A 25,234-nucleotide genomic window follows, 5' to 3' on the forward strand; every position below is an offset into this window, starting at 1 on the left:
CCTCAGAACGCCCGATGCACCGCATCGGGCGTTTTGTATTTCAGGGCCAGGTGAGGGCGCTCGCGGTTATAGATGTCGACGGCTTCACGCACCATGCGGCGCGCCTGCGCGAGGTCGGCGGGAGGATGCTCCAGCAACTCGTTCTTCAGGATGCCGTTGACGCGCTCAGCCAGCGCATTCTGGTAACAGTCGTAGCCGTCGGTCATCGAGCAGATTGCTCCGTGCTGCGCGTGCAGGCGTTGGTAAAGCCCCGAGCAGTACTGAATTCCTCGGTCGGAGTGATGCACCAGGGGTTCCTGCGTCGTGCGGCGCCGCAGGGCCTGGCTGTAGGCATGGGCCACCGACTCGGCGTGCAGGCTGTCGTGGACGTGATGGCCGACGATCTTGCGCGAATAGGCGTCGGTGACCAGGCTCAGGTACAGCGGGCCGCTCTGGCTGGGCAGATAGGTGATGTCGGCAACCCAGACGCGCTCCGGCGCATCGGGCAAGACCTGTTGCGGCCCTGGCTTGAGCAGATTGGGATGGCGATGGAACCGGTGAAAACTGTGGGTGGTCTTGTGGTACGCCCGCTTGGGTCGAACCAGCAGGCGGTGCTCGGCCAGCACCCGGAACAGGCGATCGCGCCCAACTCGCAACGCGGCTTCCGCTTGCTGCTGCAACAGATAATGCAGCTTGCGTGCTCCCAGGCGCGGCTGACGCATCCGTACCTGCCGCACGAACTGGGCGATCTGTCGATCCTGCTGGCTGCGCTGATCCGCCGCCCGGTTGCGCTGGTAGTACGCCTGGCGGCTGATGCCCATGAACTGGCAAGCCCTGCTAACACTCAGCGCTTGGACTTGCCTTTGCGTGAGGACTTGCCGGGACGCTTTTTTACGATCGAAACGCCGTAGTCATTCTTCAGCACATTCACCACGGCCTCGAAGAACTGCGCCTTCTGGCTCATCACCTCAAGCTGCTGCTCGAGTTCCTTGATGCGTTGTTCCGGGGTCAATGGCAATTTCGGGGTATTCATATCCGGGCTCCGAGCCTTTCGAAGGGAGGCGCCCTGGTTCCAGTCCTGCCGGCCATGCTTGCGTAACCACACCAGCACCGTCGAGCGGCCCTGGATGCCATAGCGGGCCTGAGCCTCCTTGTAGCTCATTTCTCCTTTTTCGACCTGGTCGACCACCGCCAGTTTAAAAGCCAGCGTGTAATCACGCTGGCTGCGACGAACACCTTCTGCCATCGGGGGCTCTCCTGAAATAAGGGCGAAGGTGTAAACCTTATTCAGGACGGGACAGAGAAACGAAAAAGGCGGCTGGCGCGTATGTGCCAGCCGCCTTTTTTCATGCCCGTCAGAACTTGCCGTGACGCCCCTCGCCGCGGGCGAAGCGCTGCGCGCCGGCCTGCGTCTCGCCACTGCGGATGACCATCAGGCCGCCCTGGAACTCGTTGGCCATCGCCACGTCGAGCGAGTGGTTCCACTGCGTGTAGACGCTGTCGCGGTCGGCGAGCATGCAGCCCTGGGGAAACTCGGCGATCTCCCGTGCCAAGTCCTCGGCCGCGGCGCGCGCCTCGCCCTTGGCCACCACACGGTTGGCCAGGCCCATGTTCAAGGCCTCCTGCGCGGCCACCGGGCGGCCGGTAAGGATCAGGTCGAGCGCCCGTCCCTGGCCAACGAGACGCGGCAAGCGCACGGTGCCACCGTCGATCAGCGGCACGCCGAAGCGCCGGCAGAACACCCCGCACACCGCGTCCTCGGCCATCACCCGCAGGTCGGCGAGCAGCGCCAGCTCAAGGCCGCCGGCCACGGCGTAGCCCTCGATGGCGGCTATCAGCGGCTTGGACAGGTGCATCCGGCTCGGCCCCATGGGCGCGTCACCTTCCATCTCCAGGCGATTGCGCCTTTCACTGTCTTCGGCGACTGCGGTGAGGTCGGCGCCGGCGCAGAAGGTGCCGCCCGCGCCGGTGAGCACCGCGACGCGCGCCTCGGGATCCGCCTCGAAGGCGCGGAAGGCTTCGCTGAGCGCGTCCGCCGTGGGCCGGTCGACGGCATTGCGCGCCGCCGGGCGATCGATGATCAGGGTGGTTACCGGGCCATTCTTCTCGACGATCACACTCATGGCGGACTCCAGGGCTGACGGAAAAAGCGAAGGCCGGCTTGCGCCGGCCTTCCACCTTACTGCGTCGCGTCGCGGGCGGCAGCCCTCTGGCCGTTCCGCCCGTCCGCTTGTCCCGATCAGCCGACGTATTTCTGCAGGTTGGCCATCATCTCGCGCAGCGCCTCGACGTTGTCCGCCGGGTGCACGGCGTCCTCGAAGCTGGTGATCTGCTGCCAGTGGGCAGCCACATCCTCGGCATCGAAGCCTTCGCGCGGATCGAAGCCGAAGCCCAGGCTGCGCTCCCAGCGCACCTTGCCCATCCAGCCGCCGCCGACCTCGAACAGGCCGGAGGTTTCCTGGCACTGCTCGCTGCCCAGGTACACCACCAGCGGGCTGACCAGCTCGGGCTTGAGCTGCTCGAACACCTGCGGCGGGATCAGGCCTTCGGTCATGCGGGTGCCGCCGGTGGGGGCGATGGCGTTGACGAAGATGTTGTTCTTGCGGCCTTCCAGCGCCAGGTTGCGGGTCAGGCCGTAGAGGCCGAGCTTGGCCATGCCGTAGTTGGACTGGCCGAAGTTGCCGTAGATGCCCGAGGTGGACGCAGTGAAGATCACCCGGCCGTAGCCCTGCTCGCGCATCAGCGGCCAGGCGGCGCGGGTCACCTTGTAGGCGCCTTCGACGTGGACCTTGTAGACCAGGTCCCAGTCGGCGTCTTCCATCTTGTGGAAGGTCTTGTCGCGCAGGATGCCGGCGTTGTTCACCACCACGTCGATGCGGCCGAACTCTTCCACGGCCTGGCGGACGATCTTGTCGCCGTCGGTGACCGAGTCATGGTTGGCGATTGCGGTGCCGCCGGCGGCGCGGATCTCCGCGACCACACGGTCGGCCGCCGAGGCGTTGGCGCCTTCGCCATGGGTGCTGCCGCCCAGGTCGTTCACCACCACCTTGGCGCCATGCTTGGCGAACAGCAGGGCGTGGGCACGACCGAGGCCGCCGCCAGCGCCGGTGACGATCACGACCTTGTCATCGAAACGCAGGGCATCACTCATGGTTGGAACTCCGTGGCAGGTAAGTATTTATCGAGTGTCGGGCAAGCGAATTTCGGTCACAACCAAGACGCCGGACCTGAATGGTGCTCGATAACGCGAGGGGATGATGCCGGCGCACCGGCACCCGCCCCACGCGGGTTTCAGGCGCGCTTGGCGAGCGGGGCGAGGCGTTCGCGGAACGCCAGGTAGTGCGCCAGCACCTGCTCCGGGGCCTCGGTCTGCGGGTAGTGGCCGATGCCCTCGAGCATCACCGTGTCCGGCTGGGGAATCAGCTCGCGGTAACGCTCGACCATGTGCGCGCCGGAAATCGGATCGACCGGCCCGTCGATCAGGCGTAGCGGCACGCGGGTCTTCTGCATGGCGCCGACCCAGCGCTCGCGGTGTTCGCGGCGGTCGAGGATGTAGTGGATCAGCCGGTGCATCACCTTCGGCCCGTCGTTGAAGGCGATCAGGCTCCAGAACGCGTCCAGCTCATCGCTGCTGGGCTGGGTGCGCGGACCGAACACCTTGGCGAAGTTGGCGGCCAGCTTGGCGCGGTCGAAGAAGCGTCCGAAGAAGCCGCCCAGCGGACTGAGCAGCAGCTTCTGCGAGAGCACCGCGCGATGCGTCTCGGGGAACAAACCGCCATTGAGGAACACGCAGGAAGCGAGGCGGAATTTTCCGTTCTCGTGCCGCGCCAACAACTCCTGCGCAACGCTGTTGCCGTAGTCGTGGACCAGCAGGTGCACCGGCTCGTGCACGTCCAGGTGCCGCAACAGGGCTTCCTGCAGATCGGCCTGTTCGAGGATGCGGTAGTCATGCTTGCGCGGTTTCGCCGAGTCGCCGAAACCGAGCATGTCGCAGACCATCACCCGGTAGCGCGCGGTCAGCGGCTGCCACAGGTAGTGCCAGTCCCAGGCGGCGGTGGGAAAACCATGGATCAGCAGCAGCGGTTCGCCGCTGCCGGCCGACCAGTAACGGATGGCGTGGCCGTTGAAATCGAAGGTGCTCCCCTGGGCGCGCCAGTCGCCCAGGGGAATGCCGGCCAGGCCCATCACTCGGCGTACCCGGGCATCTGCTGGTCGAGCTTGCGCAGCAGCGCCGGCCAGGCCAGTTGCCCGCCCATGCCCTGCTTGCTGCGGGTGACGCCGGCGACCATCGCCTTGGCGCCATCGAGGATCTGCTGCGGAATGTGGATAAGTTCGACACCACCGCTCTGCGCCATGATCTGCGCCTCGCAGGCGCGCTGCAGGGTGAACATGCCGAGGAAGGCGTCGGCGATGGTCGGGAAGGCGGTGAGCAGGCCGTGGTTGGGCAGGATCATGAAGTTCTTGTCGCCCAGGTCGGCCTGCAGGCGGCCTTTCTCGTCATGGTTCAGCGCCACGCCTTCGTAGCCGTGGTAGGCCAGGCTCGAGAGCACGAACAGCGACTGCTGCGACAGCGGCAGCAGGCCCTGCTTCTGCGCCGAAACGGCGATGCCGGCGGCGGTGTGGATGTGCAGCACGCAATCGACGTCGTCGCGCACTTCATGCACGGCGCTGTGGATGGTGTAGCCGGCCGGGTTGATGTCGTAGGGGCTATCCATCAGCTTCTTGCCGGAGAGATCGACCTTCACCAGGCTGGAAGCGGTGATCTCGTGGAACATCATGCCGTACGGGTTGATGAGGAAATCGTGGGTGCCCGGCACTCGCGCGGAGATGTGGGTGAAGATCAGGTCGTCCCAGCCGTGCAGGGCGATCAGCCGGTAGCAGGCGGCGAGATTCACGCGGGTCTGCCATTCGGCCTCGGATACCTGGTCCTTGACGGAAGGAGCGGGAGTGGCGGCATTCATGGGGGCTGTCCTCATCGGTTGTTGTTGTTCGATGGGGGCAGTCTAGTGAGACGTGGATGACGGAACTGTCGGGGGTCTGACAGTCCCATCCTATGAATGATGAGGAATTCCAGGATGCGTAGGATGGGTTGAGGTACGAAACCCATGCGGCATGGGTTTCGCTCCGCTCAACGCCATCCTAACAAGCTACAGGCAGAGCGCCACGGCCGGCGCCAACAGCAAGTTGAACAACCCGGTAAGGACCATCAGCAGCCCCGCGGTGGAACCTTCCTCGCCACCAAACTCATAAGCCCGGCTAGTGCCGGCACCGTGCGCGCCGACACCCAGCAGCGCGCCGCGGGCGAGGGTCGAGCGCAGCGGCAGCAGCTTCATCAGCAGGCCGCCGGCCAGGGCGCCGAACACCCCGGTGATCATCACGAAGGCAGCGGTTAGCTCCGGCACACCGCCGAGGTCGTGGGACATCTCCATCGCCAGCGGCGTGGTGATCGAGCGCGGCACCAGCGACAGCGCCACCTGGTTGTCCAGCGCCAGCGCATTGGCCAGCGCCCAGGAACTGCCGATGGCAACTGCAGAACCGGCGAACATACCGACTAGCAAGGCCGGCCAGTTGCGGGCGAGCAACGCACGCTGCTGCCAGATCGGCACGGCGAACGCCACGGTGGCCGGGCCGAGCAGCGCCACCAGCCAGTTGGTGTCGCGGGAATAGTCGGCGTACTGCGCGTGCAGCGGGATCGCAACGGCGAACAGCAGCGCGGGGACGAACACGATGGGCGCGAATCCGTACCAGCGCACGCGCTGGTAAAGCTGACGGCTGAACAGGTAGCCGCCCAGGGTCAGCGCCAACCAGAACAGGGCTTGCTTATCGAGACTCATGGCGCAACCTCCAGCGGTACATCCCTTCGACCGACAGCGCGGTGACCAGCATCACCAGCAAGGTGCTGCACATGATCACCAGGAGAATCTTCCAACCCTCGCTGCGCAGCAGCGGGCCATAGTCCAGCAGGCTCATCAGCGCCGGGATGAAGAACAGCAGCATCTCCGCCAGCAGCAGACCGGCGCCGCCCTGCAGCAGGCTCGGGCGGATCGCCCCGCTGGCGAACAACGCGAGCAGCAGGCCCAGGCCGATCACCCCGCCCGGCAGCGGCAGGCCGGCGGCCTTGGCCAGCCATCCGCCGAACCACCAGATGGCGGTCAGTGCTGCGAGTTCGAGGCTCAGACGAGCGATGCGACGGATCATTTCGGGTGCCTGCCTGGCATGGGTTCGGGATGGCGTTCAGGATAAGTCCGGGGCTACCATCCCCAAAACGAATTGTTCGAATCGGAGTCATTCCAGAATGGAATTCCGCCAGCTACGCAGCTTCGCCGAAGTGGTGCGCCAGGGCAGCTTCACCCAGGCGGCGGTGCGGCTGCACGCCAGCCAGTCGGCGATCAGCAAGCAGGTCGCCCAGCTGGAGCAGAGCCTGCGCGTGCAACTGCTGGAGCGCAGCGGCCCGCACGTACGCCTGACCGCCGCCGGCGAAGTGGTGCTGCGCCGCGCCGAAGAAATGCTGCGCCTGCAACGCGAGCTGCGCACAGAACTCGACGACCTCAGCCAGATGAAGCGCGGCGAGCTGCGCCTGGGCCTGCCGCTGCTCGGCGCCGACGCCCTGTTCGCCTGGCGCTTCGCCGAATACCGCAAGCGCTATCCACATATCCAGGTGCATCTGGTGGAAGGCGGCAGCAAGAGCCTGGAGCAGGCGCTGCACGCCGGCGAACTGGAATTGGCCGGAGCGCTCACCCCGAACGATCCGGGTTTCGACTGGCAGCCCTTCTGCAACGAGCCGCTGGATGCGCTGCTGCCGGCGGAGCACCCGCTCGCCGGGCGCGACAGCATCGTCCTCGGCGAGTTGGCCGACACCCCCTTCCTGCTCTATCAGCAGAGCTTCACCCTCAACGACCGCCTGCTGCGCGCCTGCCACGAGGCCGGCTTCGAGCCCCGCGAAGGCGGCCGCAGCGGCCAGGCGGACTTCCTCGGCGCGCTGGTTGCCGCCGGACAAGGGGTGGTGTTGCTGCCGAGGGCAGTGGCGAAGGAAGTGGAAAGGCCGGGGGTGAAACGGGTGCTGCTGAGCGAGCCGGACCTGCGCTGGGACATCTGCTTCATGTGGCGCCGCGGCGCCTATCTATCGCACGCGGCAAAGGCGTGGCTGGCGCTGCTGGAGGAGTTTCCGTTGCATCCGCGCCCGTGAAGCCTGCGGTGTACTGCCCTTCGTAGGAGCGGACCTTGTCCGCGAAATCGCGCGTATGGCGCGCTCCGTCGGGGAAACACCGTGCTTGGCCATTCGCGGATGAGATCCGCTCCTACAGACTGCGCGGCGACTTAGACCAGCTCAGGAAACTCCGCCATCAACCGCGGCCACTCGCGCTGCGCCTCGACATCGCCCGCGAGCAGTTCGAACCCGGCGAACTCGAAAGCCGGCGAAACCGTGCAGCCCACCAGCACGTAATCGCCCAGGCAGCGTGCCGCCTGCCAGGCGTAGGCAGGCACCGCGCGTTGCGGCAGGCTGCCCGCGCCCACCGGTCCGAGGATTTCGCGACAAACTTCGGCTTCCGACGCCTCCGCCACCAGCAGTTCGAGCGAACCGCCCTCGTGCCAGTGCCAGAGTTCGTCGGCGTCGACCCGGTGCCAGCGGCTCACCGCACCGGCGGGCAGGAGAAAGAAGATCGCCGAGGATTGTGGCCGGCCCGACGTGTCTGCCAGGCGCGACTCGAAGACGCGGCGATAGAAGCCGCCCTCCGGATGCGGGGCGAGCTGCAGGGTCTCGATCAGTTGGCGGGCGCGCGGGTGCATCAGCCTTTCAGCGCGGCAATGAAATCGGAGATCCAGGGCTCGGCGTCGGTTTCCGGGGTGACCGTCTCGCTGGCGTCCAGGCGCAGCATCGGCAGCACTTCACGCACGCCAAGCTCGCCATAGAGCTCGCGCACCTGCTCGCCGCCGCCACAGAAGGTGTCGCCGTAGCTGGAGTCGCCCAGGCCGATCACCCCGCCGGGCAGGCCGCGCCAGTTCGGCAGGCGGTCGCGGATGGCGTAGTACAGCGGCTGGATGTTGTCCGGCAGCTCGCCCAACCCGGTGGTAGAGGTTACGGTCAGGAAGGCCTGCGGGTCGGCGGCGACCAGCGCTTCCAGCGTGGCGCGCGGCTCGAACCAGGTTTCCAGGCCGGCGGCTTCCAGCAGGCGCTTGGCGTGGCGCGCGACCTCTTCGGCGGTGCCGTAGACCGACCCGGACAGAATGGCGACTTTCATAGGGACTCCAATGGCGTACAAAGGCGGCCATTATGACGCAATCGAGCCGCGGCGACCCGGCAGAGAATTGTACGAGCCCGGAATAAAATTGTACAAAACACAAATCTCGTACAAGAAAATTTATCCAAGATTATCGATTCGCTGACAAAATGCGCCAGCATTCAAGGAGTTTCACCCTTTTTGATGCGGCATTGGGCGCAAAACGATTTGTACAAATCTTCTTGCTGGTATACGTTTTATCCCCAGTAAGCCGCTAGGTCTTTCACCTTCGATAACGGAAATCGCATGGCCTCGAGTCTCCCTCCGATACTCATCACCGGCGCCAGCCAGCGCATCGGCCTGCATTGCGCGCTGCGCCTGCTCGAAGCCGGCCAGCCGGTGATCGCCAGCTACCGCAGCGAGAAGCCCGGCGTGGCGCAGCTGCGCGAGCACGGCGCGACCTGCCTGCAGGCCGATTTCGCCGACGAAGCCGGCATCCTCGCCTTCATCGAACAGGTGGAGGCCCACACCGACAGCCTGCGCGCGATCATCCACAACGCCTCGGACTGGGTACGCGAGACGCCCGGCCACGAGGCCGACGCCTTCCGCGAGCTGTTCAGCGTGCACATGCTCGCGCCCTACCTGATCAACCTGCACTGCGCGCCCTTGCTGGAGCGCTCGCAGCCGGCTGACATCATCCACGTCAGCGACGACGTGGCGCGCAAGGGCAGCGCCAACCGCATCGCCTACAGCGCCAGCAAGGCCGGCCTGGATAACCTCACCCTGTCCTTCGCCGCGCGCTTCGCGCCGAAGATCAAGGTCAACGGCATCGCCCCGGCGCTGATCCTGTTCAACGAAGGCGACGACGACGCCTATCGCCAGCGCACCCTGGCCAAGTCGGCGCTGGGCATCGAGCCCGGCGCCGAAGTGATCTACCAGAGCGTCCGCTACCTGCTGGACAACCCTTACGTCACCGGTACTACCCTGACCGTCAACGGCGGGCGCCACCTCAAATGAGCGCCCTCCCGGCGCGAGGAAAACGAAGAACATGAGCGACTCACTGTCCGCGCACTACCGCGAGATACTCCTGGGCCTGGGCGAAGACCCCGCCCGCGAAGGCCTGCTCGACACGCCCAAGCGTGCGGCCAAGGCCATGCGCTACCTGTGCCACGGCTACGAATTGAGCCTGGAGGAGATCGTCAACGGCGCGCTCTTCGCCTCGGACAACGACGAAATGGTCATCGTCCGCGACATCGAGCTCTACTCGCTGTGCGAACACCACCTGCTGCCCTTCATCGGCAAGGCCCATGTGGCGTACATTCCCACCGGCAAAGTGCTGGGCCTGTCGAAGGTGGCGCGCATCGTCGACATGTTCGCGCGCCGCCTGCAGATCCAGGAGAACCTCACCCGGCAGATCGCCGAGGCGATCGAGCGCATCACCGGCGCCGCCGGCGTGGCGGTGGTGATCGAGGCCCAGCACATGTGCATGATGATGCGCGGCGTGGAGAAGCAGAACTCGCAGATGTTCACCTCGGTGATGCTCGGCGCGTTCCGCGAGTCGGCCAACACCCGCCAGGAATTCCTGCAACTGATCAAGCGGAGCCATTGAAATGACGCAGCTGGAGCCGGGCATGGCGAGAATCCGCATCAAGGATTTGCGCGTGCGCACCTACATCGGCATCAAGGAGGAGGAAATCCTCAACAAGCAGGACGTGCTGATCAACCTGACCATCCTCTATCCCTCGCAGGAAGCGGTGCAGGTCAACGACATCGAGCACGCGCTGAACTACCGCACCATCACCAAGGCGATCATCGCCCACGTCGAAGAGAACCGCTTCGCGCTGCTCGAACGCCTGACCCAGGAGCTGCTCGACCTGGTCATGGCCCACCCGGCGGTGCACTACGCCGAGGTCGAGGTGGACAAGCCGCACGCCCTGCGTTTCGCCGAGTCGGTCTCCATCGCCCTCGCCGCCCGCCGCTGAACCGGCCGGCGGCATCGGCCGCGCGGGCGTTGCTGGCGCCCGTTCCGGCTCTTAGAATCTGCCCAGCCCCGAATCGCCCCTTCCGACCTCCCGCGACGACGCGCTAGCAGAAGAGCCCGAGCCATGAGCAAGCCAGAACATTCGATCACCGACCTCAGCCAGGAACAACGCACCGAACTGGAGGCCGCGGCCTTCCGCACGCTGGTGCAGCACCTGCGCAACCGCAAGGACGTGCAGAACATCGACCTGATGAACCTGGCCGGCTTCTGCCGCAACTGCCTGTCCAAGTGGTACAAGGCGGCCGCCGACGACATCGGCCTGGAACTGAGCGCCGAACAGGCCCGCGAAGAGATCTACGGCATGCCGTACGCCGAATGGAAGGCCAAATACCAGAAGGAAGCCTCGCCCGAGCAGCAGGCCGCCTTCGACACAGCCAAGAAGCATTGACGAGTTCGCCTTGATGACCCTCACCGATTTCCGCGCGCGCCTGCGCAGCGAGCAACACCTGTTCACCGATACCCTGGCATTTATCGCCGAGCACTACAGCTACACCCCGAGCGCCTTCAGCAACGGCGCGGTGGATAACCCCGCCGGGCAGAACGAAGGCTCCTGCAAGACCCTGGGCTTCGCCATCCTCGAAGGCCTGAGCCAGGAGGAAACCCTGCTGGCCTTCGGCGAGCATTACCGCGCGGTCCGCGAGACCCCGGAAGGCACCGACCACGCCAACATCCGCGCCCTGCAGACCACCGGCCTGGCCGGCGTGCGCTTCGAGCGCCAGCCGCTGTCGCGCCGCGGCTGAGGCCGAGCCGAAACGAAAGAGCCCCGAACATGCGGGGCTTTTTCTTGGGTGGTGGATACCGGGATCTCCCTCCCTGTAGGAGCGAGCTTGCTCGCGAACCGCACGGCACGATGCTCCCTGTAGGAGCGGCCCATGGCCGCGATCGCGAGCATGGCGCTCGCCGACAGGTTGGAATCGGTGCGGGGATTTTCGCGGATTAATCCGCTCCCACAGGACGCCGCCGCCCACCCAGGAAAAAGCCCCGACCAGCGGGGCTCCGTCCTGCACGCCGGCACTTGGGGGCCGTTACAGGGAATCGAGGTAGCGCTCCACGTCCAGCGCCGCCATGCAGCCCGCGCCGGCCGAGGTGATGGCCTGGCGGTAGACGTGGTCGGCGACGTCGCCGGCTGCGAACACGCCTTCGATGTTGGTCGCGGTGGCGTTGCCATCACGGCCGCCGTTGACTACCAGGTAACCGTCCTTGAGCGCCAGCTGACCTTCGAAAAGCGAGGTGTTCGGCGTGTGGCCGATGGCGACGAACAGGCCGTCGACCTTCAGCTCGTCGCTGCTGCCGTCGTTGTGGCGCAGGCGCACGCCGGTGACGCCCATGTCGTCGCCCAGCACTTCTTCCACCTGGGCGTTGACCTGCAGGACGATCTTGCCCTCGGCCACCCGCGCACGCAGCTTGTCCTGCAGGATCTTCTCGGCACGGAAGCTGTCGCGACGGTGCACCAGGGTGACCTTGCTGGCGATGTTGGCCAGGTACAGCGCTTCCTCGACCGCGGTGTTGCCGCCGCCGACTACCGCCACCTCGCGGTTGCGATAGAAGAAGCCGTCGCAAGTCGCGCAGGCCGAAACACCCTTGCCCATGAACGCCTCTTCCGACGGCAGCCCGAGGTAACGGGCGCTCGCGCCGGTGGCGATGATCAGCGCGTCGGCAGTGTAGGTGCCGCTGTCGCCTTTCAGCACGAAGGGCTTGCCGGCCAGGTCCACGGCGTTGATGTGGTCGAAGACGATCTCGGTCTCGAAGCGCTCGGCGTGCTCCTGCATGCGCTGCATCAGCGCCGGGCCGGTCAGGCCATGGGGATCGCCCGGCCAGTTGTCGACTTCGGTGGTGGTGGTCAGCTGGCCGCCGGCCTGGATACCGGTGATCAGCAGCGGCTTGAGGTTGGCGCGGGCGGCGTAGACGGCAGCGGAATATCCGGCGGGACCGGAACCCAGGATGATCACGCGGGCATGGCGAACTTCGGACATGACTGACTCCTCGTCGGAAAGAAAAGGGAGCTGCCGAGTACCTGGGGGAAGGTAGGAAGCAGTGGCAGCTCCCGCTAAACGCACAATCGCGAGGAGGACAGCATCGAAAGGAGAGGACGATGCTGCCGTGGGCTAACCCATGGGCAAAGACTGACAGAATTTCCCTACAACCCCTTTGAGATATGTCAGGGACTTTCCGGATTGCCGGTCGCCTCGGTCGCGACTGAAACTGTGGCGCAGCGTACTGCCTGGGCGCAGATCGGCGAAATGCCGAAATTCAATGCCGACAATAGAGCTCCGCTATTCCAGACCCAGGGCCGACTAGACTCTAGGAGCCCCCTCCGACCTGCACTCTCGGAATGACCCTACGCGCGCGCCTTCTCTGGCTGTTCCTTCCCCTGCTCGCCGCCAGCCTGGCGGGGGTCTGGCTGCTCTCCGGCTGGATCCTGCTGGACCGCTTCGACCGCAACGACCGCCAGCGCCTGTATGACGACGTGCGCATCCTCAGCGCCCGCCTGGACTTCGAGAAGAAGCGCTACCTGGACATAGTGCGGACCTACGCCTGGTGGGACGCCAGCTACCGCTACATGAACCACCCGACGGAATCCTTCGTCGAGGAGAACCTCGACCTGGACCTGATCGGCCACCTGGGCTTCGACTTCGTGGTGTTCCTCGACACCAAGGGCCAGCGCGCCGGCGAACGATGGAATCAGCAGCGCCTCGAGAATCACAGCGCGCTCGACGGCTCTTCGCCGCCCCTCGCCCAGCTGCAGAATGACATCATGCGCAAGGTCATGACCCTTGGCGCATTGGAAATGACGGCAGGCCCGGGGCATAGCCTGAGCCAGTGGCTGCAAATCGACGGCGTACCGCTGATGCTGATGAGCGTCCCCATCAGCGATAACACCGGCCTGGCGCCGCCGCGCGGGGCCCTGGTCGCCGGGGTCGTGTTCGACGACGAGCGCCGGCAGCGTCTGGAAGAACAGCTCGACGCCCAGTTGCAACTGCTGCCCGGCACGCCGCCCGGGGAAGGTTGGCGCGCCCTGGGCACCATCGGCCCCAACGGCACCACGCTGGTCGGCCCGCGCGAGCTGGCCAACGGCAGGCAGCGCGGCGCCCTGCTCTACCTCGATTCCCGAGGCGAACCGCAATTTCGCGTCGAGATCAGCCAACTGCGCCAGGCCTACGAGCAGGGTCGCGAGGCAATCCAGCTATTCCTCGGCATGGCGCTGCTCATCGTCCTTGCGGCGCTGCTGCTGGCCTATATCGCCCTGGAACTGTGGATCATCCGCCGCGTCCAGCGGGTCAACAGCGAAGTGGCGGCCATCGGTGGCGAGTCAGCCCCGGCCCGCCTGAGCGACATGGGCCACGACGAGATCGGCCAGTTGGCCGGCGAGCTGAACCAGATGCTCGCGCGCCTGGAACGCAGCGAGGCACGTGACCGGGTCATCCTCGAAAGCATCCGCGATGGCTATTTCGAGACCGACGGCCAAGGGAACGTCATGCAGGTCAACGCCGCCTTCTGCCGCATGCTCGGCTACAGCGTCGAAGAGGTGGTCGGCCGCTCCTATCGCCAGTTGCTCGACCCACAGGACATCGAGCGCGCCCGCGACCTGCGCGAGCAGGTCCTGCAGGGCGAAGCCGAGACCGGCTTCATCACCCCGATCAAACACCGCGACGGGCGCCGCATCAGCTTCGAGACCCGCGTCTCGCCGGTGCTCGACGCCCAGGGCCAGTTCGCCGGCATGCGCGGCATCCTGCGCGATATCAGCCTGCAGGTGGCCTACCAGCAGCGCCTGCTCGACCTCGCCTACCGCGACACCCTCACCGGCCTGGGCAACCGCAAGGCCTTCTCCGAGCAATTGCCGCAGGCGCTGCAGCGTTGTGCCCCAAAGAGCAACGTGGCGCTGCTGTATATCGACCTGGACCACTTCAAGCCGGTCAACGACCAGTTCGGGCACGCGGCCGGGGACGCCGTGCTGGCGGAGGTCGGCAAGCGCTTGCGGGAAAGCCTGCGCCAGCCCGACCTGGCGTTCCGCCTGGGCGGCGACGAGTTCGCCGTGCTCGTCGAGAACGCCGACACCACCACCGCGGATCGCCTGGCCGCGCGCCTGCTCGAGAGCCTCAACGCCGACTACCATGCCGCCGGCCAGTGCCTGGACTTCCTCTCCGCCAGCATCGGCATCGCCCTCTATCCGGGCGACGCGGGCGAAGCCGAAGCGCTCATCCAGGCCGCCGACAGCGCCATGTACCAGGCCAAGCTCGAGCGCAATCGCTTCGCCCGGCACACACCATCCTGAGGCGCGTCTAACGACCGGCAATACAGCCGGCTCGCGGCGCTGCGGGCTCCCTGCTAAGGTCGCAGCCTGGATTTCCAAGGAGATGCTTCATGTCGACCCTGAGCGGCCCGCAATACCTCGGCGAAGGCCTGAAACTGATGATGCGTCCGGGCCTGCGCCTGTTCGTGCTGCTGCCCCTGACGGTGAACGTGCTGCTGTTCGCCGGCCTGATCGGCTTCGCCGTGAGCGAATTCCGTCACTGGGTGGACTGGTTCATGCCGAGCCTGCCGCATTGGCTGGACTTCCTCGAGTACATCCTCTGGCCGCTGTTCGTCCTGCTGGTGCTGCTGATCCTGTTCTTCGGCTTCAGCCTGGTGGCGAACCTGATCGCCTCGCCGTTCAACGGTTTCCTCGCGGAAAAGGTCGAAGTAGTGGTGCGCGGCAAGGACGAGTTCCCCGAATTCAGCTGGAGGGAACTGGCCGCCATGGTGCCGCGCACCGTCGCCCGCGAAATGCGCAAGCTGGGCTACTTCCTGCCGCGCGCGATCGGCCTGTTCATCCTCAGCCTGATCCCCGGCGTGAACCTGATCGCCACCCCGCTGTGGCTGGTGTTCGGCGTGTGGATGATGGCCGTGCAGTACATCGACTACCCGGCAGACAACCACAAGCTCGGCTGGCACGAGATGCTCGCCTGGCTGCGCAGCAAGCGCTGGAGCTGCATGGGTTTCGGCGGCGTGACCTACCTGGGCCTGCTGATCCCGGTGGTGAACCTGGTGATCATGCCTGCCGCCGTGGCCGGCGCAGTGCTGTTCTGGGTGCGCGAAGAGGGCGATAAAGCGCTCGTCAAATGAGCGCGCCTCCGGGCGGCGCTTCGGCGCCGCCCGCACGACATCCTGACTATTCGATGGCGATGCTGATGGTGTGCGGCACCTTTTCGCCGCGCCGCGCCGAGGCGCGCATCTGGAAGACCTGCACGCGGTATTCCCCCGATGCCGGCAGCGCGCCGCTCCAGTCCGTGCCGACGCTGCCGCTGCCCAATGCCTCCGCCTCGCCGGGCTTGCTGCCCGGGGCGAACACGTTGAAGTTGGCGTTACTGCTGCCGCTGATCTTCACCGTCATCCGCTGGCCCGCCTTGGCCGACAGGGTGTATTCGATGCTGTCGTAACCGCCGAAAGTCCCTTTGAGCTGCGCGTTGCTGGCGCCCTTGGCGAAGTGCACCGGCACCGTCGTGACCTTGTCGGCGCCCAGCGCGATGGGCGAGAACAAGGCGATGAGCATCGAAAGGAACAATGACTTCTTCATGGTCCGGGCTTCCCTGGGCTGTATGAAGGCGCTGCGGCCAGGAACGCTCCTGGCTGCCTGGACTCCCCAGCGTAGCCAAGGAGTCCGGGCCTGGCGACGACCGCTCAGGCGGTGAAGCGCAGGGCGGCGGTCAGGTCACCCATGGGCAGCTGGCCGCGGGAAATCATGGCGTCGTCGCGCAGCTTCAGGCCGTCGAGCTTCTCCAGGTCGAACACCCGGGTGATAAGCCGCAGGATCGATGCAGTGTCGTAGACCGTATGGTCCACCGTGCCCTTGCGCGCGAAGGGGGATACCACCAGCGCCGGCACCCGCGAACCGGGGCCCCAGCGGTCGCCCTTGGGCGGCGCCACGTGGTCCCACCAGCCGCCGTTCTCGTCGACCGTGATGACGATGACCATGTTCGCCCACTGCGGGCTTTCCTGCAGGTGCTTCACCGCGCGCACGATGTGCCGGTCGCCGCTGGCGATGTCGGCGTAGCCCGCGTGCATGTTGAGGTTGCCCTGCGGCTTGTAGAAGGTCACCGCCGGCAGCTTGCCGTCACGGGCGTCGGCGAAGAATCGGTTGCTCGACGGATCGTCGCCCAGGCCAGCGTCGCGCAGGCGCCGCGCACGCTCCTCGGCATGTTCCGGGCCCTGCTGGACGAAGTAGTTGAACGGCTGGTGGTGGTACTGGAAATTCGGGATCTTCGGGATGCCGCCGGAGTTCTTGTACTGCTCCAGCGTCGCCGCCCAGGCGCCGGCGTACCAGGCCCAGTCGATGCCCTTGCGGCTCAGCTTGTCGCCGATGTGCTCGTGCTTCTGCGGCACCATCACGTTGGGTTGATCCGGTAGCGCGTAGTCCGGGCGCTGCGGATCGCGCTGCACCGTCGGCCAGTACGGCGGCATCATGGTATTCACGGCGAAGCCGTCCGGCGTCAGTGCGCTCGGCCCGAATTTCGGTGCGCCACCCGTAACGCTGGCTGGCGAGCCTTCCTGCGGCTTGAGCCGCGGATCTGCCGGGTCGTCGCTCATCAGCTCGGCGATCTGCGTACGGGCCGGCGAATTTCGCGCATCCGGATACACTGGCGGAGCCGCCGCGATCAGGTACTGGTGGTTGAGGAAGGAGCCGCCGAAGGCGCCCTGGAAGAAGTTGTCGCAAAGCACGTACTCACGCGCCAAATCCCACAGCCGCAGGCTGTATTGCGTCTGCGCGTAGTAGCCCATGGGCAACGCGCCGGAGTCGGCCCAGGCGACGAACATGTCATTGCGGCCGCCGTTGATCTGCATCTGGTTCTGGTAGAACACGTGCCAGAGGTCGCGGGTCACCAGGCCCAGCGGCAGGTCCTCGCCCTGCGGCCCCTTGAGTGCGAAGGGCGCGTTCGGCAGGTTCTCCTGGTACTGCACGCCCTCGGCGTAGCTCACGCCTTCCAGGGTCTGGCCGAGTTGCAGCACACCCCCATAGACCTTGGGCAGTTTTTCCAGGACGCTCCCATCGCGGTCGCGCTGCTGGTAGCCCTCGGGCTTGAGCGAGGAGAGCGGCTTCTCCACCCCGGGGAAGTCACCGAACAGGTTGTTGAAGCTGCGGTTCTCGGCGTAGATCACCACCACCGTCTTGATCTGCTCGCGCAGCGTCTTGTCCAGTTCCGCGCCGTTCAACTCGCGTGCGGCCTCGGCGGCCTGGGCCGGGCTTTCGCCGACCAACCCGACCAGCGCGGCGCCCGCACCGAGCGCGGCGGCGCCGCCGAGGAAGCGCCGGCGGCTGGCGTCGGGCAAGGCGTCCGGGTTGTCGTTGGCAGCGTTGTCGTTGTCGTGCTTGTCGCTCATCGCGCAGTCCCCCAAGGCCATTGATCGGCGGCACTCTAGCAGCGCTTTGTGACGACGCGGCTAACCCGCGCGTTTCAAGAGCCCGGCCAGCACCGTCATATGGATGTCACCCGAAGTTCACATCGGCTACATGACGGCAACGGACACTGCCTCAATGAGCACGACTCCCCTGCGCATCGCGCTGATCAGCGAAACCTTCCCGCCGGAAATCAATGGCGTGGCCAACACCCTCGGGCGCCTGGCCAGTGGCCTGATGCAACTCGGCCATCGGGTGCAGGTCGTCCGCCCGCGGCAGAGCGTCGACGACGGCCGCCACAGCGACGACGAACTGCTGCTGACCCGTGGCTGGCCGCTGCCCGGCTACCCGGGCCTGCAATGGGGCCAGTCGTGCCTGCACAAGTTGCTGCGGCACTGGCGACGCCTGCGCCCGGACGTCCTCTACATCGCCACCGAAGGCCCGCTCGGGCTGGCCGCGCTGCGTGCCGCCAAGCGCCTGCGGATTCCGGCACTGAGCGGCTTCCACACCAACTTCCAGCAGTACAGCGCGCACTACGGACTGGGTCCGCTGACGCGCCTGGTGACCGCTTACCTGCGCTGGTTCCACAACCGCACGCTGCGCACCCTGGTGCCCAGCGCCAGCCAGGCGCTGGAGCTGGAACGGCGTGGTTTCGCCCATGTCGTGCAACTCGCTCGCGGGGTGGATGGCCGACTGTTCCAACCCGGTCGCCGCGACGATGAGTTGCGCCGCCAATGGGGCTTGGGCGAACAGGACATCGCCGTGCTGCATGTCGGTCGCCTGGCCGCGGAGAAGAACCTCGGCCTGCTCGGCCGCGCCTTCCGCCAGTTGCGCGCGGCGCACCCGAATCTGCACATGCGCCTGATCGTGGTCGGCGATGGGCCGCAACGTGCGCAACTCGCCCAGGAACTGCCGGATGCACTGTTCTGTGGGTTGCAACGCGGCGAGGAACTGGCCCGCCACTACGCCAGCGGAGACCTGTTCCTCTTCCCCAGCCTTTCGGAAACCTTCGGCAACGTGGTGCTGGAAGCGCTCGCCTCCGGGCTGGCAGTCGTGGCCTATGACCAGGCCGCAGCCGGCCAGCACATCCGCCACGGTCACAATGGCGTGCTTGCCCCACCGGGCGACGAGGCCGAGTTCATCGATGCCGCCAACTGGTTGCTCGAAGACCGCGAACGCCTGCGCCGGGTGCGCCTGAATGCGCGCCAGCACGCCGGCCGCCTGGAGTGGTCGGGCATCGTCGAACGGTTCGAGGGTTACCTGCTCGACGCCAGCCATCGGCTCCCGGGCGCTGCGGTGGAACCGCAAGCCGCGCCGGGCGCCGACGTCGCGCGCAAGTGAATCAGGCGAAGGGCTTGGGCTCGGCGGCGAACGACAAGCTCATCGCTCCGGCGCCCAGGTTGATGCCGCCGGTGGGGCTGAGCATTGCCAGGTGCACGGCGATACCGCGCTCGCGGCAAGCGCTCTCCAGCGCATCGAAACCCGGCAGGTCGCGCAGCGCCGATGGATCGCCGGCATAGCTCAGGCACATGTGCGGCGCCAGCAACTCGCCCGCCTCGACCCGCGCACGGGCGAAGTTGAGCAGGCGCTCGGCGGACTTCTCGTAGTTCGGCGAGACCGAAACCGGCTTGTCCTCGCCCTGCACCAGGCTCAGCACCGGCTTCATGTCGAGCATCGAACCTATGCCGAGGAAGGCGCCGCGCAGGCGGTCGCCGATGCTGCTGCGGTCGCCCTTCTGGAAGCCGCGGCGGCGGATGTGGCCCAGGTCGCTGGCGACCAGGAAGGTGTTCATCTGGTTGCTCAGTTGCTCCAGACGGGTGCGGATGGCGTTCGGATGGCTGTCTTCGCCGAGCAGGCGTACGCCTTCGGCGACCAGCACGGCCAGGCCGGCGAAGACCGTCTGGCTATCCACCACGCGCAGGGCGAAGGGGCCGTTGACGCCGGCGGCGGTGCGCCGTTCGCGGTAGTTCTGCAGCAGGCCGAAGGAAGCCTGGGTGGCGTTCTCGAAGATCGGGCTGCGGGCGCTGCTGACGGTCAGGCAGATGACGTAGTCGAAGTCGGTGACCAGTTGCTCGAGGAACCACTCCTGGGTTTCGGCGGGGGTCAGCGGCACGCTGCCGTCTTCCGGCGCGACCTTGGGCAGGTCCTCGGAATAGAAGCGCAGGGTGGTGTCGGGGTCGCGGTCATCGATGATCCGCTTCTCGCCCACTTTGATGCCGATGGGCAGGACGCGGATGTTGTTGGCAGCGAGGAATTCGGGGGGCAGGTCGCAGGTCGCATCGACCACCAGGCCAATCCGCATGGCTTACTCCTTTTGGCCGCTGGCCGGCCTATTGTTGTGTGATCGCGGTCATAACAATGCCCGTTTCCGACCTTTAAGTCAGCACATCGGAAGGCGTGCGTAGGAAAAGTTTTGTAAACGCGTCAGTAAAATTCCCGACCCTATGACAAAAGAAACCGCCCAGGGGAAAAAACCCTTGGGCGGTTTTGTCATTCCGTGTCGATCAGGCCAGCGACATCAGCGCATCGCGACTGAACGGCTTGATGTCTTCCAGGCGACCGTCACGCACTTTCAGCGCCCAGTCCGGATCGACCAGCAGCGCACGGCCGACGGCTACCAGGTCGAACTCCTGCTTGTGCAGACGCTCCAGCAGACCCTCGATACCGGAGGGTTGCGCGACCTCGTCGGTCTTGCCGAAGAAGGCCAGGAACTCGCTGCCGTCCAGGCCGACGTTGCCCACGGTGATGGTCGGCTTGCCGGTGAGCTGGCGGGTCCAGCCGGCGAGGTTGAGGTCGGAACCGTCGAACTCCGGAATCCAGAAGCGGCGAGTCGAGCAGTGGAAGATGTCGACGCCGGCTTCGGACAGCGGCTGGAGGAAGGCGTCCAGCTCTTCCGGGGTCTGCACCAGGCGGGCGCTGTAGTCCTGCTGCTTCCACTGCGAGAAGCGGAAGATGATCGGGTAGTCCGGGCCCACGGCTTCGCGCACCGCGCGGATCAGCTCGATGGCGAAGCGCGAACGGTTGGCCAGGCTGCCGCCGTACTCGTCGGTGCGCTTGTTGCTGCCGTCCCAGAAGAACTGGTCGATCAGGTAGCCGTGGGCGCCGTGGATCTCCACGCCGTCCATGCCGATGGCCTTGGCGTCGCGAGCGGCCTGGGCGAAGGCGGCGATGACTTCCTGGATGTCCTCTTTGGTCATTTCATGGACCAGCACCTGGCCGTCCTTGACCTTGCCGCTCGGGCCGTAGCCGGGGACGCTGGCGTCCGGCTCCACGCCCAGCCGGCGCACCGAGCCGACGTGCCAGAGTTGCGGGACGATCTTGCCGCCCTCGGCATGCACGGCGTCGACCACTTCCTTCCAGCCGGCCAGGGCGTCTTCGCCATAGAAGCGCGGCACGTTCGGGTAGCCGTTGGCGGCCTTGTGGCCGACGGTAGTGCCCTCGGTGACGATCAGGCCGACACCGGCGGCGGCGCGACGGCGGTAGTACTCGACCACCTGCGCGTGGGGCACGCCGTTGGGGCTGAAGTTGCGGGTCATGGGGGCCATGACCACGCGGGTCGGCAGCTCCAGGTTGCCCAGGCGGAAGGGCTCGAACAGGCTCTCTACGGATGCGCTCACGAAGGTTCTCCAGGACGTCCAGGCGACCGGTCGTCTCGTACTGTGGGTGAAGGGTTTCAGGCCTTGAGCACCCGCTCCAGGCGGGCAATGAAGGCTTCCATGGGCTTCAGCGATGCACTCACTTTCAGCCGCGACAGCACGCCCTGCCAGGCATTGCTGACGAAGTCGGCGAGGTTGTCGCAGTGTTCGTCGGCCGGCAGTTCGCCCGCCTGTTGCGCCTCGTGCAGGCAGGCGCGGAGGATGTCCGTGCCACGCTGCAGGATGTCGTCGACCTTGGCGGCGAGCGCCGGCGACAGCTCGGTCAGCTCGAAGCTGAGGCTGCCGATGAAGCAGTGGTACTCGAGCTTTTCCTTGCGCGCGAAGTGCGCCATCAGCTCGCCGTAGTAGCTCAGGATCCGCGCGCGCGGCCCCAGCGCCGGATTGCCGAGGGCCTCGGCGTAGCGCTGCAGGCGCGGGCCGTAGAGGTGTTCCAGGGCCTGCAGGGCGAAGTCTTCCTTGCTCTCGAAGTAGTGATAGAAGGAGCCCTTGGGGATGCCGGCGGCCTGGACGATGTCCTGCACGCCGGTGCCGTGGTAGCCGCAGCGGGTCATCGCCAGGGAGCCCTTGGCGAGGATCAGGTCACGCTTGTCGAGTCGGATGCTGTTCATGGGCGCAAGAATATGACCGGTCGTCTCGCCCCGCCCAGCACTATTGATATCGGTGATTGAGCCCCACAGCGTGCTCAGCGCTCGGTGGTGTCTTCGGGCAGCAATTCCGCCACGCACTCGCGGAGCAGATCGCGCAGACGTGCAACGCCCGGCTCGGGTTCGGACTCGGCGCGGTGCAGGCACAGGCCGAGCGGCTGCAGGGTCGGCAGGCCAAGGCTTTCGGCATCCAGCACGACGACCCCTGAAGGCAGGCCGAGCGGCGTGCGCAGGCCCACACCCAAGCCAGCGGCCACTGCCGCCCAGATGCCGGAAAGCCCGGCACTGGTGAAGGCCACGCGCCAGGCGATGCCCGCGCGATCGAGCGCAGCCGTAGCCGCGCTGCGCAATAGACAAGGGGCCTCCAGCACCACCAGCGGCAACGGCCGTTCGCCTGCCCAGGCCTGACCTTCGACAGAACCGATCCAGCACTGCGGCACGGCACCCAGGTGCTCCAGGTGCGCAGTCCGTTCGCCGGTGTCCCAGGCCAGGGCCAGATCGAGTTCGCCGTTGCGCACGCCACGCAGCAACTCCTGGTTGCGCGCGGTGCGCACCTCGATACGCACCTTTGGATGAGCCCGGGCGAAGCGGCCGAGCAACGCCGGCAACAGCGTCTCGCCGAAGTCTTCCTGCATGCCCAGGCGCACTCGCCCTTCGAGTGCTGCGCCACGCAACGCGCTGGCCGCCTCGTCGTTCAGTTCCAGCAGGCGGCGGGCATACGCCAGCAGCGTCTCGCCCGATTCGGTGAGCGCCATGCCCCGCCCTTCGCGGCGCAGCACCGGCGTGCCGGCCTGCTCCTCCAGCTTCTTCAACTGCGCACTGACGGCCGAGGTCGAGCGCCCCAGGCGATCCGCTGCGCGGGCGAAGCTGCCCAGCTCTATGCCGGTGACGAAGGTGCGGAGCACGTCGAGATCGAAGTTCACCCGGGCCATTTCAACAATCCTGCTTTATCGAACTATCAGTTAAATATTTCCCGATTTTCGGGACAAAACTGACGCGCTAGCCTGACTTCGTCAAGTCACCCAAGCAGGAGAACCCAGCGATGTCCCTTCCACCCCAAGCAACCTCCCGCCTGCAGCAGCAGGCACCGAAGCTGGCGCAGCTCACCGAACAAGTGCTTTTCGGCGACGTCTGGCAACGCAACGAACTCTCGCCGCGCGAACGCAGCCTGGCGACGGTCGCCGCGCTGGTGGTGCTGGGTCGCGGCGAACAGTTGCCCTTCCACTTCGAGCTGGCGCAACGCAACGGCCTGTCCCGCGAGGAACTGGTCGAACTGATCACCCACCTGGCCTTCTATGGCGGCTGGCCCGTCGCCGCCTCGGCCCTCAACCGCCTCGACAGCCAGGAGGAATGACGCCATGCCCTTCGCCCGCATCGCCCTGCACAAAGGCAAGTCGCCCGAGTACCTGCGCGCCCTCGCCGACAACGTCTACCGCGCCCTGCACGAAGCCTACGACGTACCGGCCAACGACCGCTTCGTGATGATCCACCAACTCGATCCCTGGGAATTCCACTACGACCGCAACTACCTGGGCGGGCCGCGCTCGGACGATTTCGTGCTGATCGCGATTACCGCCGGACGCCCGCGCGATACGCCGACCAAGCAGGCGTTCTATCGGCGACTGGTGGAGTTGCTCGGCGAGAGCCCCGGCATCGCCGGCGAGGACGTGATGGTGCAGGTCACCACCAGCAGCAGCGAGGATTGGTCGTTCGGCGGCGGACGCATGGGCATCTTCGCCCTGCCGGCCGAGAACGGCTGAACGCAGGCGGCGATTCGCGGGAAAGAAGGAATTCCGGCGGGAAGGGCATGCGCGCCACGCCCGCCGGCAGAGAGTCAGCCCAGGGCTTTCTCGATGGCCTGGATCAGCGCCGGGTCTTCCGGCGTGGTGCGCGGGCTGAAGCGGTGCAGGACGCGGCCGTCGGGCGCGAGGAGGAACTTCTCGAAGTTCCAGGTGATGTCGCCGGGGAATTCGGCGCCCTCGCCGGCGAGCAGGCGATACAGCGGATGCCGCTCCGAACCGTTCACATCGAGCTTGCCCGACATGGGGAAGCTGACGCCGTAGTTCAGCGAGCAGAACGACTGGATCTCCGCCTCGCTGCCCGGCTCCTGGCCGGCGAACTGGTTGCACGGCAGGCCGAGCACCACGAAGCCGCGATCGCGATATTGCTGATAGAGCTTTTCCAGCCCGGCGTATTGCGGGGTCAGACCACACTTGGAGGCGACGTTCACCACCAGCACTACCTTGCCCTTGAGCGGGGCGAGCGGCAGATCCTTTCCGTCGAGGCCATGCAGAGTCAGATCGTGAAAAGCGCTCATGGAGTACTCCTTGAAGATGATTCGGCACAGCGAAGTGCCCTGCGTCCGGCCGGACAATCGGTCCGCGCGACGCATCCCAGTCGGTTCGGGAAAAAAGACCCTGCGTCCGTGCATGCGAAAGGCGCCCGCAGGCGCCTTTCGTGGATGAAGCTTAGCAGCTTCGACCGGGCTTCATCGGGCCATCAATCGACCCGACGAAATACAGTCCCGGCAATCAGTGGTGGTGACCACCTTCGCCGTGGATGTGACCGTGGGCGACTTCCTCGGCGGAAGCTTCGCGGACGTTCACTACCTTCACCTTGAAGTTCAGGCGCTGGCCGGCCAGCGGGTGGTTGCCGTCGACGGTGACGTCGTCGCCGTCGATGTCGCGGATGGTGACGATCTGCATGCCGCCGTCCGGAGCGGAGGCGTGGAACTGCATGCCGACTTCCAGTTCGTCGACGCCTTCGAACATTTCGCGGCTCAGGGTCGCGACCAGCTCGGCGCTGTATTCGCCGTAGGCGTCGCCCGGCTCGATGGAAACTTCCAGTTCGTCGCCGACCTGCTTGCCTTCCAGGGCCTTCTCCAGGCCGACGATGATGTTGCCCGCGCCCTGCAGGTACACCAGGGGAGCGCCGCCAGCGGAGCTGTCGATGACCTCACCTGCATCGTTGGTCAGGGTATAGTCGATGGAAACCGCCTTGTTGGCTGCGATCTGCATGGTGAAGAACCTTTCCGAAAAAGAAGTAGAGCGCGCAAGTCTACGCCGGCCCGGGGACGAAAGCGACCCGAGGGCAGACGGATGGCCCGCCCGCGAGCCCCCGCGGCTGCTTGACTTCCGTCAGGACGAGGACGGCCACTGGGTGGCAGTGTTGTCCTGCGGCCATACCCAGCATCTGCGCCACGAGCCACCGTGGCAGTCGCGGCCCTGGGTGCTCGATCCGACGCAGCGTGCCGCCCAGATCGGGCAGCCCTTCCCCTGCGGTTGGTGCGCACGCGAAACCGACCCGACGACAAAGGAATGAGG

The 25,234-nt window shown here is 66.2% G+C and carries 30 protein-coding genes; 12 read left to right on the top strand and 18 right to left on the bottom strand.

From position 1 onward, the window contains the following. Nucleotides 1-2: 2 nt before the first annotated feature. The 7 genes from PKB_RS29340 to PKB_RS22725 form a co-directional block, all read right to left on the bottom strand. Nucleotides 3-1,225 (bottom strand): IS3 family transposase gene (locus PKB_RS29340; RefSeq protein ID WP_156958003.1). Its coding sequence is split into 2 segments (ribosomal slippage): nt 3-874 and nt 874-1,225, totalling 1,224 coding nucleotides; the frame shifts between segments, so codons are not numbered across the junction. Nucleotides 1,226-1,334: 109 nt separating this feature from the next. Next, the gene (locus tag PKB_RS22700; RefSeq protein ID WP_043254734.1) at nt 1,335-2,102 is read right to left on the bottom strand and encodes a crotonase/enoyl-CoA hydratase family protein; all 768 of its coding nucleotides are present in this window, start codon (nt 2,100-2,102) and stop codon (nt 1,335-1,337) included. Nucleotides 2,103-2,218: 116 nt separating this feature from the next. Next, nucleotides 2,219-3,130, bottom strand: coding sequence for an SDR family oxidoreductase (locus PKB_RS22705; protein WP_043254736.1), 912 nt, complete (start codon nt 3,128-3,130; stop codon nt 2,219-2,221). Between the two features lie 140 nt (nt 3,131-3,270). Next, the gene (locus PKB_RS22710; RefSeq protein WP_043254738.1) at nt 3,271-4,164 is read right to left on the bottom strand and encodes an alpha/beta fold hydrolase; all 894 of its coding nucleotides are present in this window, start codon (nt 4,162-4,164) and stop codon (nt 3,271-3,273) included. Then, entirely contained in the window at nt 4,164-4,940 is a 777-nt protein-coding gene (locus PKB_RS22715; protein WP_043254740.1) for a class II aldolase/adducin family protein, read from the bottom strand. Before PKB_RS22715 ends, PKB_RS22710 begins: the two co-directional genes overlap by 1 nt. Nucleotides 4,941-5,126: 186 nt before the next feature. Then, nucleotides 5,127-5,813 (bottom strand): LrgB family protein, encoded by a 687-nt coding sequence (locus PKB_RS22720; RefSeq protein WP_043254742.1) that lies wholly within the window; start codon nt 5,811-5,813, stop codon nt 5,127-5,129. Continuing rightward, the gene (locus tag PKB_RS22725; protein WP_043254745.1) at nt 5,800-6,177 is read right to left on the bottom strand and encodes a CidA/LrgA family protein; all 378 of its coding nucleotides are present in this window, start codon (nt 6,175-6,177) and stop codon (nt 5,800-5,802) included. Before PKB_RS22725 ends, PKB_RS22720 begins: the two co-directional genes overlap by 14 nt. Before the next feature lie 97 nt (nt 6,178-6,274). Here PKB_RS22725 and PKB_RS22730 point away from each other — a divergent pair, with 97 nt between their 5' ends. Then, nucleotides 6,275-7,165, top strand: coding sequence for a LysR family transcriptional regulator (locus PKB_RS22730; protein WP_043254748.1), 891 nt, complete (start codon nt 6,275-6,277; stop codon nt 7,163-7,165). A 131-nt stretch (nt 7,166-7,296) separates the two neighbouring features. Here PKB_RS22730 and PKB_RS22735 read toward each other — a convergent pair whose 3' ends face one another. Both PKB_RS22735 and PKB_RS22740 read right to left on the bottom strand, forming a co-directional pair. Beyond that, a complete protein-coding gene (locus PKB_RS22735; RefSeq protein WP_043254749.1) occupies nt 7,297-7,767 on the bottom strand; it encodes a cupin domain-containing protein in 471 nt (156 codons plus the stop codon). Continuing rightward, nucleotides 7,767-8,219, bottom strand: a complete 453-nt coding sequence (locus tag PKB_RS22740; RefSeq protein WP_043254752.1) for a flavodoxin — start codon at nt 8,217-8,219, stop codon at nt 7,767-7,769. The genes PKB_RS22735 and PKB_RS22740 overlap by 1 nt, the downstream gene beginning before the upstream one ends. Nucleotides 8,220-8,504: 285 nt before the next feature. Between PKB_RS22740 and folM the strand changes: the two genes are divergently transcribed. The 5 genes from folM (at nt 8,505) to PKB_RS22765 (ending at nt 10,979) form a co-directional block, all read left to right on the top strand. Next, on the top strand, nt 8,505-9,215 hold the full coding sequence (folM, locus tag PKB_RS22745; protein WP_043254753.1) for a dihydromonapterin reductase: 711 nt from the start codon (nt 8,505-8,507) through the stop codon (nt 9,213-9,215). Between the two features lie 31 nt (nt 9,216-9,246). Then, nucleotides 9,247-9,807, top strand: a complete 561-nt coding sequence (gene folE / locus PKB_RS22750) for a GTP cyclohydrolase I FolE (protein WP_043254755.1) — start codon at nt 9,247-9,249, stop codon at nt 9,805-9,807. A gap of 1 nt (nt 9,808) precedes the next feature. Beyond that, nucleotides 9,809-10,180, top strand: a complete 372-nt coding sequence (gene folX, locus PKB_RS22755) for a dihydroneopterin triphosphate 2'-epimerase (protein ID WP_043254757.1) — start codon at nt 9,809-9,811, stop codon at nt 10,178-10,180. 123 nt (nt 10,181-10,303) lie between these two features. Then, nucleotides 10,304-10,627, top strand: a complete 324-nt coding sequence (locus PKB_RS22760) for a DUF1244 domain-containing protein (RefSeq protein ID WP_043254758.1) — start codon at nt 10,304-10,306, stop codon at nt 10,625-10,627. A gap of 13 nt (nt 10,628-10,640) precedes the next feature. Continuing rightward, entirely contained in the window at nt 10,641-10,979 is a 339-nt protein-coding gene (locus PKB_RS22765; protein ID WP_043254760.1) for a HopJ type III effector protein, read from the top strand. 285 nt (nt 10,980-11,264) lie between these two features. Here PKB_RS22765 and trxB read toward each other — a convergent pair whose 3' ends face one another. Beyond that, on the bottom strand, nt 11,265-12,212 hold the full coding sequence (gene trxB, locus PKB_RS22770; RefSeq protein ID WP_043254762.1) for a thioredoxin-disulfide reductase: 948 nt from the start codon (nt 12,210-12,212) through the stop codon (nt 11,265-11,267). A gap of 359 nt (nt 12,213-12,571) precedes the next feature. Here trxB and PKB_RS22775 point away from each other — a divergent pair, with 359 nt between their 5' ends. Next, complete coding sequence (locus PKB_RS22775) at nt 12,572-14,512, top strand: sensor domain-containing diguanylate cyclase (protein WP_043254763.1); 1,941 nt, start codon at nt 12,572-12,574, stop codon at nt 14,510-14,512. A gap of 89 nt (nt 14,513-14,601) precedes the next feature. Continuing rightward, nucleotides 14,602-15,342: a sulfate transporter CysZ gene (cysZ, locus tag PKB_RS22780; protein WP_043254765.1), complete on the top strand. Its 741-nt coding sequence runs from the start codon at nt 14,602-14,604 to the stop codon at nt 15,340-15,342. A 46-nt stretch (nt 15,343-15,388) separates the two neighbouring features. Here cysZ and PKB_RS22785 read toward each other — a convergent pair whose 3' ends face one another. Both PKB_RS22785 and acpA read right to left on the bottom strand, forming a co-directional pair. Beyond that, complete coding sequence (locus tag PKB_RS22785) at nt 15,389-15,793, bottom strand: hypothetical protein (protein WP_043254767.1); 405 nt, start codon at nt 15,791-15,793, stop codon at nt 15,389-15,391. A 104-nt stretch (nt 15,794-15,897) separates the two neighbouring features. Then, nucleotides 15,898-17,595: an acid phosphatase gene (gene acpA / locus PKB_RS22790; protein WP_043254770.1), complete on the bottom strand. Its 1,698-nt coding sequence runs from the start codon at nt 17,593-17,595 to the stop codon at nt 15,898-15,900. 154 nt (nt 17,596-17,749) lie between these two features. On the opposite strand from acpA, the gene PKB_RS22795 reads away from it, so the two are divergent. Beyond that, nucleotides 17,750-18,952, top strand: a complete 1,203-nt coding sequence (locus tag PKB_RS22795) for a glycosyltransferase family 4 protein (RefSeq protein ID WP_043254772.1) — start codon at nt 17,750-17,752, stop codon at nt 18,950-18,952. A 1-nt stretch (nt 18,953) separates the two neighbouring features. Here PKB_RS22795 and PKB_RS22800 read toward each other — a convergent pair whose 3' ends face one another. The 4 genes from PKB_RS22800 to PKB_RS22815 form a co-directional block, all read right to left on the bottom strand. Continuing rightward, nucleotides 18,954-19,913, bottom strand: coding sequence for a DegV family protein (locus PKB_RS22800; RefSeq protein WP_043254774.1), 960 nt, complete (start codon nt 19,911-19,913; stop codon nt 18,954-18,956). A gap of 202 nt (nt 19,914-20,115) precedes the next feature. Beyond that, nucleotides 20,116-21,228: an NADH:flavin oxidoreductase gene (locus tag PKB_RS22805; RefSeq protein ID WP_043254776.1), complete on the bottom strand. Its 1,113-nt coding sequence runs from the start codon at nt 21,226-21,228 to the stop codon at nt 20,116-20,118. A gap of 56 nt (nt 21,229-21,284) precedes the next feature. Further along, nucleotides 21,285-21,875 (bottom strand): TetR/AcrR family transcriptional regulator, encoded by a 591-nt coding sequence (locus tag PKB_RS22810; RefSeq protein ID WP_043254777.1) that lies wholly within the window; start codon nt 21,873-21,875, stop codon nt 21,285-21,287. Nucleotides 21,876-21,949: 74 nt separating this feature from the next. Next, on the bottom strand, nt 21,950-22,843 hold the full coding sequence (locus PKB_RS22815; protein WP_043254778.1) for a LysR substrate-binding domain-containing protein: 894 nt from the start codon (nt 22,841-22,843) through the stop codon (nt 21,950-21,952). Nucleotides 22,844-22,953: 110 nt separating this feature from the next. Between PKB_RS22815 and PKB_RS22820 the strand changes: the two genes are divergently transcribed. Both PKB_RS22820 and PKB_RS22825 read left to right on the top strand, forming a co-directional pair. Further along, nucleotides 22,954-23,265, top strand: coding sequence for a carboxymuconolactone decarboxylase family protein (locus tag PKB_RS22820; protein ID WP_043254779.1), 312 nt, complete (start codon nt 22,954-22,956; stop codon nt 23,263-23,265). Between the two features lie 4 nt (nt 23,266-23,269). Further along, entirely contained in the window at nt 23,270-23,671 is a 402-nt protein-coding gene (locus PKB_RS22825; RefSeq protein ID WP_043254781.1) for a tautomerase family protein, read from the top strand. A gap of 74 nt (nt 23,672-23,745) precedes the next feature. Here the strand turns inward: PKB_RS22825 and PKB_RS22830 are convergent, their stop codons facing one another. Both PKB_RS22830 and PKB_RS22835 read right to left on the bottom strand, forming a co-directional pair. After that, complete coding sequence (locus tag PKB_RS22830; RefSeq protein WP_043254782.1) at nt 23,746-24,228, bottom strand: glutathione peroxidase; 483 nt, start codon at nt 24,226-24,228, stop codon at nt 23,746-23,748. A 214-nt stretch (nt 24,229-24,442) separates the two neighbouring features. After that, a complete protein-coding gene (locus PKB_RS22835) occupies nt 24,443-24,928 on the bottom strand; it encodes an FKBP-type peptidyl-prolyl cis-trans isomerase (RefSeq protein WP_043254784.1) in 486 nt (161 codons plus the stop codon). On the opposite strand from PKB_RS22835, the gene PKB_RS22840 reads away from it, so the two are divergent. After that, nucleotides 24,897-25,232 carry a DUF3565 domain-containing protein gene (locus PKB_RS22840; protein ID WP_084166829.1) on the top strand — a complete coding sequence of 112 codons (336 nt, stop codon included), beginning with the start codon at nt 24,897-24,899 and terminating at the stop codon, nt 25,230-25,232. The two genes, PKB_RS22835 and PKB_RS22840, sit on opposite strands and share 32 nt — an antisense overlap. The last annotated feature ends 2 nt before the right edge of the window (nt 25,233-25,234 follow it).

This window comes from Pseudomonas knackmussii B13, from assembly GCF_000689415.1.
Taxonomy (GTDB): domain Bacteria; phylum Pseudomonadota; class Gammaproteobacteria; order Pseudomonadales; family Pseudomonadaceae; genus Pseudomonas; species Pseudomonas knackmussii.